At 50.1% G+C, this 14,264-nt stretch carries 15 protein-coding genes and 1 tRNA gene; 15 read left to right on the top strand and 1 reads right to left on the bottom strand.

Translation table 11 applies throughout. The annotated features are described in order from the left end of the window. Positions 1 to 157: 157 nt before the first annotated feature. The 7 genes from DP091_RS13430 to DP091_RS13460 all read left to right on the top strand — a co-directional run bounded on the left by DP091_RS13430 (position 158) and on the right by DP091_RS13460 (position 8,335). A complete protein-coding gene (locus DP091_RS13430) occupies positions 158 to 1,138 on the top strand; it encodes an AAA family ATPase (RefSeq protein ID WP_113058761.1) in 981 nt (326 codons plus the stop codon). 11 nt (positions 1,139 to 1,149) lie between these two features. Continuing rightward, positions 1,150 to 2,256: a DUF58 domain-containing protein gene (locus tag DP091_RS13435; RefSeq protein WP_113058869.1), complete on the top strand. Its 1,107-nt coding sequence runs from the start codon at positions 1,150 to 1,152 to the stop codon at positions 2,254 to 2,256. After that, complete coding sequence (locus DP091_RS13440; RefSeq protein WP_113058762.1) at positions 2,253 to 3,557, top strand: DUF4129 domain-containing protein; 1,305 nt, start codon at positions 2,253 to 2,255, stop codon at positions 3,555 to 3,557. The genes DP091_RS13435 and DP091_RS13440 overlap by 4 nt, the downstream gene beginning before the upstream one ends. A 12-nt stretch (positions 3,558 to 3,569) precedes the next feature. Continuing rightward, on the top strand, positions 3,570 to 5,522 hold the full coding sequence (gene pulA, locus DP091_RS13445; protein WP_113058763.1) for a type I pullulanase: 1,953 nt from the start codon (positions 3,570 to 3,572) through the stop codon (positions 5,520 to 5,522). Positions 5,523 to 5,627: 105 nt separating this feature from the next. Continuing rightward, on the top strand, positions 5,628 to 7,232 hold the full coding sequence (locus tag DP091_RS13450) for an S-layer homology domain-containing protein (RefSeq protein ID WP_113058764.1): 1,605 nt from the start codon (positions 5,628 to 5,630) through the stop codon (positions 7,230 to 7,232). A 129-nt stretch (positions 7,233 to 7,361) separates the two neighbouring features. After that, a complete protein-coding gene (locus DP091_RS13455) occupies positions 7,362 to 7,817 on the top strand; it encodes a RidA family protein (protein WP_113058765.1) in 456 nt (151 codons plus the stop codon). A gap of 2 nt (positions 7,818 to 7,819) precedes the next feature. After that, positions 7,820 to 8,335 carry a GNAT family N-acetyltransferase gene (locus tag DP091_RS13460; RefSeq protein ID WP_113058766.1) on the top strand — a complete coding sequence of 172 codons (516 nt, stop codon included), beginning with the start codon at positions 7,820 to 7,822 and terminating at the stop codon, positions 8,333 to 8,335. 67 nt (positions 8,336 to 8,402) lie between these two features. Here DP091_RS13460 and DP091_RS13465 read toward each other — a convergent pair whose 3' ends face one another. Continuing rightward, positions 8,403 to 9,254: an alpha/beta hydrolase family protein gene (locus tag DP091_RS13465; RefSeq protein ID WP_113058767.1), complete on the bottom strand. Its 852-nt coding sequence runs from the start codon at positions 9,252 to 9,254 to the stop codon at positions 8,403 to 8,405. A 195-nt stretch (positions 9,255 to 9,449) separates the two neighbouring features. Between DP091_RS13465 and DP091_RS13470 the strand changes: the two genes are divergently transcribed. The 8 genes from DP091_RS13470 (at position 9,450) to DP091_RS13505 (ending at position 14,240) form a co-directional block, all read left to right on the top strand. Beyond that, positions 9,450 to 9,522: transfer RNA gene (locus DP091_RS13470), tRNA-His, on the top strand. A 130-nt stretch (positions 9,523 to 9,652) separates the two neighbouring features. Beyond that, the gene (locus tag DP091_RS13475) at positions 9,653 to 9,913 is read left to right on the top strand and encodes a YqkE family protein (RefSeq protein ID WP_113058768.1); all 261 of its coding nucleotides are present in this window, start codon (positions 9,653 to 9,655) and stop codon (positions 9,911 to 9,913) included. 222 nt (positions 9,914 to 10,135) lie between these two features. Then, positions 10,136 to 10,714 carry a uridine kinase family protein gene (locus DP091_RS13480; protein ID WP_113058769.1) on the top strand — a complete coding sequence of 193 codons (579 nt, stop codon included), beginning with the start codon at positions 10,136 to 10,138 and terminating at the stop codon, positions 10,712 to 10,714. 135 nt (positions 10,715 to 10,849) lie between these two features. Then, entirely contained in the window at positions 10,850 to 11,569 is a 720-nt protein-coding gene (locus DP091_RS13485) for a DsbA family oxidoreductase (protein WP_113058770.1), read from the top strand. Positions 11,570 to 11,666: 97 nt separating this feature from the next. Next, positions 11,667 to 12,473 (top strand): GNAT family N-acetyltransferase, encoded by an 807-nt coding sequence (locus DP091_RS13490; protein WP_113058771.1) that lies wholly within the window; start codon positions 11,667 to 11,669, stop codon positions 12,471 to 12,473. 37 nt (positions 12,474 to 12,510) lie between these two features. Next, positions 12,511 to 13,110 (top strand): DUF4269 domain-containing protein, encoded by a 600-nt coding sequence (locus tag DP091_RS13495; protein WP_113058772.1) that lies wholly within the window; start codon positions 12,511 to 12,513, stop codon positions 13,108 to 13,110. Continuing rightward, the gene (locus DP091_RS13500) at positions 13,103 to 13,573 is read left to right on the top strand and encodes a DinB family protein (RefSeq protein WP_113058773.1); all 471 of its coding nucleotides are present in this window, start codon (positions 13,103 to 13,105) and stop codon (positions 13,571 to 13,573) included. The genes DP091_RS13495 and DP091_RS13500 overlap by 8 nt, the downstream gene beginning before the upstream one ends. Positions 13,574 to 13,595: 22 nt before the next feature. Continuing rightward, a complete protein-coding gene (locus DP091_RS13505; protein WP_113058774.1) occupies positions 13,596 to 14,240 on the top strand; it encodes a TVP38/TMEM64 family protein in 645 nt (214 codons plus the stop codon). Positions 14,241 to 14,264: the final 24 nt, after the last annotated feature.

Consider the following 14,264-nt stretch of genomic DNA (forward strand, 5'->3'; position numbering starts at 1 on the left):
TAGGGTGCATTCTCGGAAGCTGTCCTTGGACAGCTTCTTGCCGTATTTGAAAGGACGGGGGAGCCGACTATAAGGCAATTGATCTTATTTTGTCCCGAATAACAGGAATTAGGGGATGACATGACGAACTTTGTTGTAAAGTTAAACTACATAAGGAGTGGTTACAATTACTATAGATTATCATGGCGTTCGCCGTCTTGCCGACGACATTCGAGCAAACGTTTCCAAAGTTATGGTAGGTAAAGAGCAGCTGATTGACAGACTATTCATTGCCATGGTCACTTCTGGTCATGTGCTGTTGGAGGATGTGCCGGGTACAGGCAAGACATTGCTGGCCAAATCCATCTCGAAGTCGATTGATTGCACGTTTAAGAGAGTACAGTTCACGCCGGATTTGCTGCCGTCGGATCTGAGCGGCATCTACTTCTATAATCAACAATCCGCGACGTTTGAATTCCGTCCGGGTCCTCTGTTCACGAATATCCTTCTAGCCGATGAAATCAACCGGGCGACGCCTCGCACGCAGTCCAGTTTATTGGAGTGCATGGAGGAACGCCAGATCAGCATTGACGGAGTAACCCATCAGCTGCAAGAGCCTTTTTTGGTGATCGCGACGCAAAATCCGCTGGAACAGCAAGGAACGTTTCCGCTGCCGGAGGCGCAGCTGGACCGCTTTCTGTTCAAACTGAATATGGGATACCCTACCTCAGAGGAAAGCGTGAATATTCTGAAGCGATTTAAAGATGATCAACCCTTGGAGTCTCTAATGGCGATTGCAACGTCTGAGCGGATCGTACAAGCCAGGCATATCGTCAGCAAAGTACATGTCAGTGATGTGATGTTATCCTATATCGTTGCGCTTTCCGAGCATTCAAGACGGGATGAGGCGGTTGCCTCCGGCGTAAGCCCAAGGGGCTGCCAAGCCTTATTGAAGGCGGTGCAAGTACAAGCCGTCCTGAAGGGCAGGGAGTTTGTCACCCCTGATGATGTGAAGGAATTGGCTGTGCCGACATGGGCGCATCGGCTGAAGCTTCGAGGGACGCTCCACAGCCGCGGCGGTGCGGCCGCAGCGGAAGAAGTGATCGAACGGCTGCTGCAGCAGGTTCCCGTACCGACAGAAGAAGGCATTTCGTCGTAGGGCGGATGGCGATGGGAGCCTATTGGATATTGTTAATCGCCGCAGTGGTCATCGTTGTGCAGGGCAAGATTTTCAAACGGACGGCACTCAAAAAGCTGAACTACAGCCGTTCCTTCAAGGTGTCTACTTGCTATGAGGGAGATTCCGTGGAACTGATCGAAATCATTGAGAACCGCAAAGCGCTGCCTGTACCCTGGTTAAGGGTAGAATCCCAATTCCGCTCGGGCCTGGCATTTGATAATCAATTGAACCTGGATATCAGTGAGGGGCAATTCAATCAGAACCACAAGAGCTTCTTCAGTCTTCTGCCATGGACCAAGATCCTTCGCAGACATCGGATTTCCGCTAAGCGCAGAGGTCTGTACAAGCTGGGTACGGTATCGATGACGACGGGGGATCTGGTCGGAATGGAGTCGATTGTCCAGAGCAAGACGTTGTCCGGTGGCATTATCGTGTACCCGATGCCGATGGATGTGTCGGACATGGCCCTCCCGGTCCAGACCTGGATGGGCGAAATGCTGGTGCGAAGATGGATCTTGGAGGATCCTTTCCTGATATCGGGCGTACGCGAATATCGGGACGGCGATCCGCTGAAGGATATTCAATGGAAAGCGACCGCACGGACGGGCATCTTGCAGGTCCACAGGCGGGATACCACAGCGGACAGCCGACTCTTGATCTATCTGAATATAGAGGATCATGAGCAGATGTGGAGCAAAGCGACGCGGCCCGAGCCGATCGAGTATGGCATCCGACTGGCAGCGGGCATTACAGCTCATTTATTATCGCAGGGCATGGAGATCGGAATGGGAACAAACGGAACGCTTGGCGAGGATTCAACCGATGAAGCATTCGTCCCGGTTGCAGGCGGCATGACACAGCAGCATCTGATATTCGAAATGCTGGCGAGACTGGAGCTGACCCGAAAGGCTTCTTTTCATGATTACCTGGCCTCTGAACTGTCCCGGCATGAAGAGGCTAGAGAAATCCTCATTCTAAGCACTTACGTCAGTCCCAGGCTGGAAGAGATGTTTCAGCGTTTTCGGGACCATGGGCACACGATTCAGGTATTTCCTCTCGGTGAAGCGCCGTCTCCTGCGAAGGAGGTGTCTGCATGACCTCTCGAGACACTGGATTTATTAAAACGTTCTTGCAGGGATTCGTGGAATGCGTGCTCTATTTTCCGGTACTCTTTATTCCGGCGTTCTATCTGCTGCCTGAATCGCACCGATGGGTATGGCCTGCCCTAGTATTAGGCGGGTACTTACTTGGCTACACAGGTGCGCGATGGTTCAAGCTGGATCGACAGTTTAAGGCAACCTTATGGGCGTGCCTGGTTTCCATTACGGCAGCCATCGCCTTTGTAGGCGTAGATATCACCCTTGCTTATTTCATCCCCCTTATATTTATTGCCAGTTATCGCGGCAGCCGAATGGAGCAGGCAAGCTGGAATCTGATGTTTCCCGGGACGTATTTCTTAATAGGATTGATTTTGTTCGGGGTCAGCAGTTTTATATTCAGTTTTATGGATTCATTCCAGGGTGGTATATCCTCTCTGACCTGGATGGGGGCAGCGGCGTTAGGATTAACCCTGTTGCTTGTCAATCGGCAGTTGGTGTTGGATGAAACACTGCCAGGCAACGATCAGCCCGTGTTGGAACGCCGGGTTCTGCGTTACAATCGCTGGTTTATCCTCGTATTGCTGCTTCTGGTTGCGGTGGTCGCCTTCTTGCCGCAGCTGCAGCAATGGGTCTCTGATATGGCCAGAGGGATCGCTGCATGGATTTCCGGATGGTTCGGCTCCGGTGCCGAGCAGACTCCGGAACCGCCTTCGTCGTCGGAGCCTCCTCCCGAAATGTCGTTCCTCGATGAGGAAACCAAGCCGCCGAGCCCATGGATGAAAGTGTTGGAGCAAGTGCTGATCTATGGTGTGTTCACCGTGATCGGGATCGGAATGATATATGTTTTGTTCAGGTTTGGGAAAGTACTGCCTAAGCTGTATAGAAGATTCTCCGCATGGATGAACAGGATGATGAACAGACAGAACGTTCAGCCCTCGCTAGGCTATGAGGATGAAGTGGAGAATATTGAACATGATCCGGCATCCCAACGACTAAAACGGATGTTGTCCGGTATTCGTATCGGCGGAAAGTTTCGGGCGGGGGAAGGATCGGAGCATTTGAATGAAAAAATTCGCCGAATGTATCGGATGATACTTTCCCGAAGTATCAGGGAAGGCTATAATTGGAAAGCATCGCTAACGCCGCGGGAAACCGAAAGCGATCTTAAGGAATGGAACGGACGGAAGGATCGGATTCCACAATCCTTGATTGAGCTTTACGAGGAAGCCCGATATGGTAACCGTACCATTACGGAAGAAGAAGTTGAACGGATACAATTGGATAGGAAGCATACATGAGGAGTGAACATCTTGTCGGTACAAAAAGAAAGCAACGCTGTTATTCACTACGGTGATCCCGCGGTCACCGGGGGAGTCTCCGTCTTTGATAAGGAATTTGACAAGCTATTTTATTATGATGGAACGGATCTGGGTCTAACCTACCAACCTGAAGAGTCCACGTTTCGACTATGGGCACCGACGGCTAGCGAGGCATACGTTCTGCTGTATCCGGATTGGCAGGCAGCAGAAGCCCGGCGTTTCGCGATGACTCGCGATGTGAAGGGAACTTGGCTGCTGAAAGTAGGAGAGAATCTTCAAGGCATGTTCTATACCTACCAGGTCCTTATCGGGGATCAATGGAACGAAGCTGTCGACCCCTATGCAGCTGCCGTAGGCGTCAATGGGGATCGTGCTTACATCTTGGACATGGCCTCGACCGATCCTGAGCACTGGACAGAAGACAAGCCGCCGCTTCATAGTCCTCTTGATGCCGTGATCTATGAACTGCATGTTCGTGATTACACTATTCATCCGGACAGCGGAGTGAAACATAAAGGCAAGTTTAAAGGTCTGGCGGAGGCAGGTACCCGAGGTCCCGGGGGGATTCGTACAGGGCTTGACCATATTGTTGAGCTTGGGGCTACGCATGTAGAGCTGCTCCCGATCTATGATTTTGCGACGGAAAGCGTGGATGAAACCAGGCTTCATGAGCCGCAGTACAATTGGGGATACGACCCGAAGAACTACAATGCTCCCGAGGGCTCGTATTCTACGGATCCATATGTACCGGAGGTTCGGATTCGTGAATTGAAGGAGTTGATTCAGACATTCCACGATCAAGGGCTACGGGTCATCATGGATGTGGTGTATAACCATGTATATGACGGGTATCTGATCAATTTCACGAAGCTGGTCCCCGGATATTACCTGCGTTATACGAAGGACGGCAAATTTTCGAACGGATCCGGGTGCGGTAACGATACGGCATCCGAGCGTCCGATGATGCGGAAATTCATTGTGGAATCCGTTCTGCATTGGGTGAAGGAGTACCGGGTTGACGGTTTCCGATTTGACTTGATGGGATTGCTGGATGTGGAGACGATGAATGAAATCCGGACGCGCTTGGACGCGATTGATCCGTCGATCATCACCATCGGCGAAGGCTGGGTCATGAATACCGAGCTGGATGAGAAGAAGCGGGCGAATCAGCTGCAGGCAGACGTGTTGCCGCGTGTCGCTCACTTTAACGACGGATTCCGCGATGCCGTCAAAGGCGATATTTTTCATTTTGAATATAAAGGCTTTGTGAGCGGCGGCAGTGGATTACTTCATAAAGTGAAGCAAGGCATCGTGGGCGGCATCCCGTATTCCCAAGATATTAAGGCGTTTGCTTCCGAGCCGGATCAGTGCGTGAATTATGTGGAGTGTCACGATAACCATACCCTATGGGACAAAATCATGCTGTCGACCAAAGGGGAAAGTGATGCGACACGTCGCGATATGCACCGGCTGTCATCGGCCATGATCCTAACCAGTCAAGGAATCCCTTTCCTGCACGCCGGTCAAGAGTATTACCGCTCCAAGAACGGAGTGGAGAACAGCTATAATGCTGGTGATGAAGTGAATCGGCTGGACTGGGGTATGGCATCGGAGCACCAGGATGGAGTGAAATACATTCAACGGCTCGTTCAGCTCCGGAAGAATCATCCGGCATTCAGATTGAGGGATGCCGCGTCGATTCGTAAGCATCTTCGGTTTGAACCATGTCCTGAGCATGCTGTCGCTTTCACGCTTCGTGATCATGCGGGCGGCGATCCAGAGAAACATATCTATGTGCTCTATTATGCCGGACGGAAAGAGTCCTCCCTTGCTTTGCCTGAGCTGGGCGAATGGAAGATTCTGCTTGGCGAAGAGCATATTACGCGTTTAACCCGGGATTCCCTTGTTGTAGAAGGGATCGGTGCGGTTATCTTATCCTGTTAAATCTATACCGGCAGCGAATATTACCAAGAAATGAATAATGCCTGATTCTATGATCATCTGATATGCTGATGGTATCAGATGATAGAATAGAATCGAGGCGTCCCTTTGAAGAAATATTTCCTGTCACTTTGTTTGCTGCTGTCATTTTCATCGCTTTTTGGCCATCTACAGGCATCCGCGGCTCAAGCTCCTAGTCCGACCGATTTTCACGATATCTCGGCAAGCTTTGCCAAAGACGCGATCCAGCGTCTGGCCAAGAGAGGTATCGTAAGCGGGGATGGCACAGGAGCTTTTTTGCCGCGAAATCCGGTTACCCGGGCTGAATTTATTGCCATGATTGCCAGAATGCTCAAGATGGAGCCTGTCTCAAATGATTTGTCCGCGTTTCGGGATGTTTCCAAATCCGCATGGTATTATGGCTGGGTTCACGCGGGACTTAATTTATCCATTGTTGAGGGGAACGGTTACCGGTTCTACCCGAATGCTTCCATAACTAGGCAAGAGGCTGCCGTGATGGTGATTCGTGCGATGAAAGAAAATGGATACTATAACGGAAATACGATCAACTACTATAGGGATTCCGCTTCCATCGCGGAATGGGCTTGGAATGCGGTTGGTAAAGCGACGGATACAGGCTGGCTGCAGGGAAGCAAGGGACAGTTCAGACCACAGGACGCAATCACCCGGGAAGAGACGGCAATGCTGCTGGACCGGGTCTTGCAGTCAGGAAATGTGATGACCCAGATTAACCTTCAAACTCCTGCAAATGTTCATATGGGCTGGTTGTATAATGGTACGACTCAGCAATACATCACCTATGCCAAACGGGCCGGCTTGAATGTTCTGGTACCGCGCTGGTACTACATGGAGGCAAGCGGCAAGGTGACGGATCATACCGACAAGGAGCTGTTGAATTGGGCTCATAACAACAGTCGGCAGGTGTGGGCTATGGTGGGGAACCGCGGGAATGCGGAAGGAACTCACCAAGTACTGAGCAGCGCACAGTCCCGGAAGTCTGTCGTTGACCGTATTGCGGCGAATGTATCCCGGTATCGATTGGACGGAATCAATATTGATTTTGAGAACGTCATGCCGCAGGATCGACAGAATCTGACGGCCTTTATCACGCAATTATCCATCGAGATGAGGCGGCTCGGAGCCAAGTTATCCATCGATGTTTCACCTGATCTGAATACGGATTGGACGGCTGCATTCGATTACGCAACCCTTGGCACACAAGTGGACTATATGGTGCTCATGAGTTATGACCAGCACTGGGGCGGTTCACCCAAAGCGGGCTCCGTTTCCTCGCTCCCTTGGAGCGAATCCGGGCTGAGCAAGCTGCTGACCCAAGTTCCGGCGAAGAAGAGCATCATCGCGTATCCGCTATACACGAGAGATTGGAAGATTGCATCGTCGGTATCCTCACAGGACATCAGTTTGGCTGAGCAAGGACATCGCATTCGCCTGAACAAGGCTTCATTCACTTGGAATGAGAGCGTGGCTCAGTATGAAGCAGCTTATAACAGCGGCGGCATTCCGCATCGCATATGGACCGAGGAATCCCGTTCTTTATCCATGAAACATCTCATGGCCGCCAAATATCAGATAGCCGGTTATGCCTACTGGTATCCGGGCGCCGAGACGACGGACGTATGGCAGGCCATTCATAACGCGGAGCGTTATGCATCTTATTCATTCCGGATCTAAACATCAGACATGTTGGATTTAAGACCAGCCTCGAAGCGTGAGGTTGGTCTTTTTTTGCTTGTAAAAGGGTCATTCCGTGATACAATAGTTGAAATTTAGATAGAATATATTTCCTGAAGGAGTGATCACATGACCGTTCATGCCGAGGAACGTTTGAAGCAGCTGGGTATCAGCCTGCCTAAAGCAGGCTCGCCGGCAGCCAAGTATGCCAACTATGTCATCGTTAACGGGATGATGTATGTTTCAGGAAAGGGGCCCTCAGGACAGCCGAGAGGGAAGCTCGGGGAGCATTACACAACAGAGGAGGGGTATGAATATGCCCGTCTGACCGGGATTGAAGTTCTGGCCGTATTAAGGGAAGGGCTGGGATCACTTGATAAAGTGAAGCGCGTGGTCAAGGTGCAAGGCTTCGTTAACGCAACAACCGACTATGAGGAGCATCATAAGGTGCTGAATGGATTCTCGGACTTGATGCTTGAGGTGTTCGGGGATCAAGGAATTCACGCCAGATCCGTATTCGGAGCCGTATCCTTACGGGACCAGCTACCCGTCATTGTGGATTCGATCTTTCAAGTGGAGGAATAGGCATGGGACTCGTATTAAGGGAGCTGCAGGTGCAGGAGGATGGGAGCCTGCTGTTCATGGTCCAGGAAATCGGCCAGGGCGGGAACGGCTTCGTTAATGGCCTAAATAGCGGGAGCATGGAAGAGTTCGCTTCCAAGGTTCAGCGCAATTACGAAATGGCAAGAGGCATCAATCTGCCGGAGCAGCATGTTCCCCAGACGATATATTGGTTATACGTTAACGACAAGCCCATAGGATATGGTAAGCTGAGACATCGCTTGAATGACAATCTGTTAGAGCTAGGGGGACATATCGGGTATGTCATCCGGCCGTCGGAGCGCAGGAAAGGATATGGCAAGCGGCTGCTGGCGGAGTTGGTCAAGAAAGCCAATGAGAAGAACATAAGCCGGGTCCTTCTGACCTGCGATGAAGCCAATCTGGCTTCCCGCAGCATCATTGAATCGAATCACGGTGAGTTAAGCTCAATTACGAACGGGACCTGTAAATACTGGATTGAAACGGCTGCTGGGCACAACTAGGCGGAAGAAATGAATCAACATTGCTTGGAGAGTAAGTAGAAGGAGAGGAGCGCTCCTCAACTTCTACTTATTTCTTCAACCAGTCGAACATTCGGTTGATCGCCGCTGCATGCTGCGGCGGCGGGAAATGATGCCCAAGCCCTTCGTACAGATGGGCTTCCGGCTGGTGCCCCTGTTCTTGGAGCTTGTCCAGCATCCGGTAACTATGCTCCACCAGGACTTGCTCGTCCCGCGTCCCATGGACAAGCAGGACGGGACATCGGATACGGTCCGCATAATGGATCGGTGATCGAAGAAGATACTGCTCAGGTACTTTGGCAGGCGTTCCGCCAATGACGCGTTTCATCATTCTGCGCAGATCTATCCGTTCTTCGTAGGTTTGTGCCAGATCGGAGACGCCGCTCCAGAGAATCATTTTGGATATATGTGGTGACAGAGCGGCTGCGACGGCAGCATTGATCGCACCGCGGGAAAATCCCAACAAATGAATGCGACGGTTATCTATCCAGGAAATGCTCGATAGCCATTCGATTGCGGAGATCACATCCATCGTATCGGCACCGCCAAATTCATCCCTGCCCTCGCTGCCTTCATTCCCGCGATAGGCCGGAGCAAACACGGCATATCCTTGCGCAGCGAATTCTTCAACCCACTTCAACCTTACAGCGCCAACCCGTCCAATGCCGCCGCGGCAATACAGGACCAAAGGAAGCTTAGGCTCAGTTACTGGCTTAGGCGGTTCGTGTGAAACATGATCCGCATTCAAGGAGCACGCGAGCGTACCTGTTATTGTAACGTCGGGCATAGCGTCGACTGCTACAGACATCTCATGGCTGCGCGTGTGGGGCAGTTGCGGCGGCAGACCCAGATATCCCTTCACATGCAATCCTTCTGAGACATAGTCAATATGATAGATCATCGATGTGCTTCCTCCCGTGCTTGTATCATCATGTTGTATCGATTAAGGGCGCTATTTTCTGATAGTTGGAATCAAGTAAGTATAGTATGTTCTTTCCGTTGAAATCAAGAATAGGATGTAAGAAATTACAATTTGCCAAATAGCTAAATATCTGATAAAGTATTATCTCGGGCATATCCATTGCTCATTGTCATGGCGGTCGTGGCGAAGGGGTTAACGCACCGGATTGTGGCTCCGGCATTCGTGGGTTCAAGTCCCATCGATCGCCCTCAAAGTAAGTATACATAATGAGAAGGAGAGCCGTGAGGCTCTCTTTTTTCGTGGTTATAACCAAGCAGATATAGATGCCAGGTCCTTCGTAAGATGATATAATGATGTGGAAATCGAGGTGAATGAACATGGCAAAAAAGAAACGAACGTCTCCCATGCCGCGAACCGAAGCTGCCGATAAACCCGCAACGTTAAAGGATATGCTGGACCCTCAAGTTCTGGCAAAGTTGAAGGCAACAACCGAATCCTTGAAAGCCAATGAAGCCGAGCGGCTTGAGCAGGAAAGGCAGGAACGGGAAGCAGTGCGCAAGGCAGAACAGAAGCGGCGCGACAATGATTTTGAATATTTGCTGGAACACAGCGAGATGGATTGGAAAAAATATAAGTGACAGGCAGCGGTATGCTGTCTGTTTTTTTATTTTTGAAATCAGACAGTAAACGTCGAAGCACGAGCCTTCCTGATATCGGTAACCGCGGTCTGTCTTCTGTGATCGTACGCCGGGACTAGGAGATATTGTTCGTGTAACGCAGGAACTTTCAACTTACTTGGATCGGTTGTATAATAATGGAACCTATACATTGGACATACATACGGAGGAAGATGAAAGGATATGGAGCATAGGCAGACTTTAATGATCGGGATTGGCGGAGGTTCGGGCAGCGGCAAGACAACGCTAAGTCTTAAGCTCAAGGAGAGGTTAAGCGAGTACCGGGTGGCGATCTTCCATATGGATAAATATTATAAGTCCGTTAGACCCTTGGCCAAGGCGCCCTTCACCAATCAAATATTTGAGGATTTTAACCATCCGGATGCCGTCGATATCGAGCGTCTGACCGAGGATTATAATCACGCCGTTCATAATGGCAAGTACGATATAATCATCATTGAAGGCTTTCTATTGTATCAATTCGAATCCCTTAGGAACTCGCTTCATTTGAAGCTGTTCGTAGATTGCCCCGCGGATGAAAGAATGCTTCGCAGAAACCGGTGGTTTATAGAAAAGGGGCATAGCGAGGAAAGTGTGCTTCAGGAATATTTGCAGCTTGTAAGATACAGGCATGATGAATATGTTGAGCCTACCCGCTGGCATGCGGATCTGGTGATCAATAGTTCCCTGAAGGGAAATCAAGGCTTTAAGGTTGTGACGGATTGGGTTCTTGCCAGATTAGAGGAGAACAATCCCGCTTAGATAACCGGCGTGTTTGTACTCGGTACCCTGAACATTCTTGCAGACCTTTCCATATTCATGCGAAGTGTTGATGTCATGCTGAAAGCGGGTTACAATAAGTAAGTTAGCATTAATGCTCGCTAGGAGGCGAAAAGAATGAAAGTGGAAATATGGTCGGATTTTATGTGTCCGTTCTGTTATATTGGTAAACGCCGTTTCGAATCGGCTTTGGAGCAATTCCCTAATAAAGATCAAGTTGAAGTGGTTTACCGCAGCTTTGAGCTTGATCCCGGTGCATCGTATAAAGCCGGGGTTTCCATGGACGAGATATTGGCATCCAAATACGGCATGAGTATCGAACAGGCCAAGGCTGCGAACGCCAACGTGACCCAGCAAGCGGCAAGCGTCGGGCTTACGTATCACATGGATCGCGTCATCCCGGCCAATTCATTTGATGCTCACCGCCTGGTTCATTTTGCATCCGGGCATGGTAAAATGAAAGAAATGACGGAGCGGTTGTTCCGTGCACACTTTACAGACGGCGAGAATCTTGGTGATAAGAATCGGTTGGCCGATCTGGCGGCTGAAGTCGGTCTGGACCGCGATTTGGCTGCGGCCGCGCTCGAGAGTGACGATTTCCAATCCGAGGTAAGGGCAGACGAAGCAGCTGCAGCAAATTTGGGAATTCGGGGAGTGCCATTCTTCGTGCTCGGAGGCAAATACGCCGTGTCCGGTGCGCAGCCACTGGAAGTATTCACGGACGCTTTGGATAAGGCTTATCGTGAAGCGAATCCGCTAGTGATGGTGAATGATTCCGACAGCAGCGACGGCATATGCGCCGACGGATCTTGCGATCTGCCGGGCAGCGCGAAATAAAACATACACAGCAAGTAAGAGCCCGAAGCATCAGTAAGCGATCTTCGGGCTCTATTTATTCAGTTAGAATCACTAGTTATAATACATAGGAGGCAATATGCGGCATCTTCCATCTGAGGAACTTATCCAACGAATTCAAGATTCAGAAAACGATTATATGTTGGATCGAATGAAAGCAATCGAAGGTCGGACCGGAAATCCCGAAGGGGTCGAAATGAAGCGCTTCGGCCATGCGCTGTGCTTGTACAGCAAGACGATGCCTTGGCTTTCTTTTAACACGGTGAAAGGACTGCGTTCAGAGGATCTATATAACTTGGATGATATCATCGACTTTTATCAATCGAGGGAGCGCAAATTCCAGTTCGAAATCGTGCCCGGCTTGGTAAATCAGGAATTCCTGGCAGCGCTTGCCGAACGCGGATTCTATCAATCTGCTTTTCATAATTCCATGTATATGAACCCGCAGGAGCTGAAGGAGGTGCCGGATACCGGAAATGTGATCAGAACAATAGACAAAGATGAATTTGAGGATTATGCTAAAGTTCATTGCCGTGGAACAGGATTGCCTGATCAAGGAATTCCATCTGTAGCCTCGAATAACCGTGTATTGTATTCACGACCGGGATGGAGCTTTTATATGGCTTATGTTGAAGATGAGCCGGCCGCAGCTGGCGTCATGTATGTAAATCAAGCGACAGCGTCACTAACATTTGCGGCGACACTCCCGGAGTACCGCAGACAAGGATTGCAGCTGGAGCTGCTTCGCAGAAGAATACAGGAGGCGAAGCTTGCAGGGTGCGATCTTGTTGTCTCGCAATGCGCTTTCTTATCGCAGAGCCATCGTAACATGGAGTCGGTCGGCATGAGGCTGGGCTATGTTCGGACGACGTGGACCGAGCGCTGACCTGAAAGTTAAGAGGAGTAAGGCAGGTGGAGCAGCCATGCAAGAAAACTTGGATTTTCTTAACTTGGAATACTTACGTCTGGGCTCCGATAAACAGAAGCAAGCAGCCATGGTTATAGACGAGCTTAGACTATGGGATCATCTGAAACCCTATAACCCGATATTGGTGGGCACGATTCCTATCGGGATTGACATCGAATCAAGCGATCTCGATATCATATGCCATGTGACGGATTTTGCCTGCTTTGAACGAGAGCTCAAGACGCGTTATAGCGAAGATGTTACGAAGTTCACGTGCTCATCCCGTACCGTCAACAACGTGGATCGATCGGTAGCGCGATTTCGGTACAAAGGATGGGAATTCGAGGTTTTTGCACAGCCATTACCTTCAACGAGTCAGAATGGTTACCGTCATATGATTGTCGAATACAAGCTGTTGAAGCGGCTCGGTGAAACTGCAAGACAAGGGATTATCGAGCTGAAGAGGTCGGGTTATAAGACGGAGCCTGCCTTTGCGAAGCTGTTGCGTATCACGGGCGATCCTTATGAGGAGCTGCTCCAGATATATCATTGGCCGGAGGATCGACTTGACGCCTATATTAAATCTTATATGGACAAGGAGAATGGATATGAGTGACAAACAGCAGCTGCTGAATGAGTATTCCGCGTGGATCGGCAAAGTGAGAGAGTTTGCGGTACTGGAAGAGGGATTCTGGAGCACTCCGATTGCAGAGGGGAAATGGACCGTACGTGATGTGGTGTGCCATATCATGCGGTGGGATGAGTATTTTTACAATGAAGCCATTTCCAAAATTTCCACAGGGGATGTTTTGACCGTCCGTCATATAGATTATGACACTTTCAATGAAGAGTCGAGGCAATATGCCAAGACGTTATCAACGGAAGCGCTGGTGGATCAGACGATAGCCGCAAGGGAGAAACTGATTCGAGCGATCGAAGCCTTGCCTGAAACGGCATATGAGATGCGGTATACGGACGGGGACGGGCATCCCTTTGAGGTGGCGCAATTTATGCGGGATTTCGTCTGGCACGACAACCACCATCTGGCTCAGCTGAATCAGGTGCTTCAGGTCGGCTAGTCGGCAAACTTAGCAGAAATGGGTGAAGTCATTGATTGGCTACTTGGACATCATGTCTTACTTTACAGAGAGCAACCTGGAATGGTTATTGGAGCAATTTAGAGCATTAGGCCCGCTGCCGGGCATCCTTCTGACGTTCCTGAAATCCTTCATTCCACCGATGCCCACCATCGTGATCGTGGGTGTGAATGCGGCTGTGTATGGGCTTTGGGCAGGGTTTCTTTACTCCTGGATCGGTATGGTGGCAGGGTGTTTAACGACCTTTCTCATCGTGCGCAAAATATCCGGTACGCCCCTGATCGAACGCTGGGCAAAGAAACCTAAAGTTCAGCGTGGTATGCGCTGGATTCAGCGCAACGGTTTCAGTTACGTTTTCCTGCTTGGCATACTTCCCGTTGGGCCGTTTGTCGCCGTCAATGTGGCCGCCGGGCTGGCCAGAATGAACCTGATGTCCTATCTGATGGCTGTCACCTTGGGCAAGGGCATTATGGTGTTCTGTGTCTCTTACATCGGTGCCAACCTGTCCGATTTTATTGCGGAACCTTATAAATTGTTCGGTGTCCTTGCCTTTATCGTGCTGTCCTTATGGGTCAGCCGGAAGCTGGATTCATACTTTATAAAAAAACAATCGGTACACGATCAACAAGCAAAGCTCGAGTCCAGTTGAATAGCATGATTGAAAAGGAGCAAG

This window comes from Paenibacillus sp. MDMC362 (genome assembly GCF_003269305.1).
Lineage (GTDB): Bacteria > Bacillota > Bacilli > Paenibacillales > Paenibacillaceae > Paenibacillus_AQ.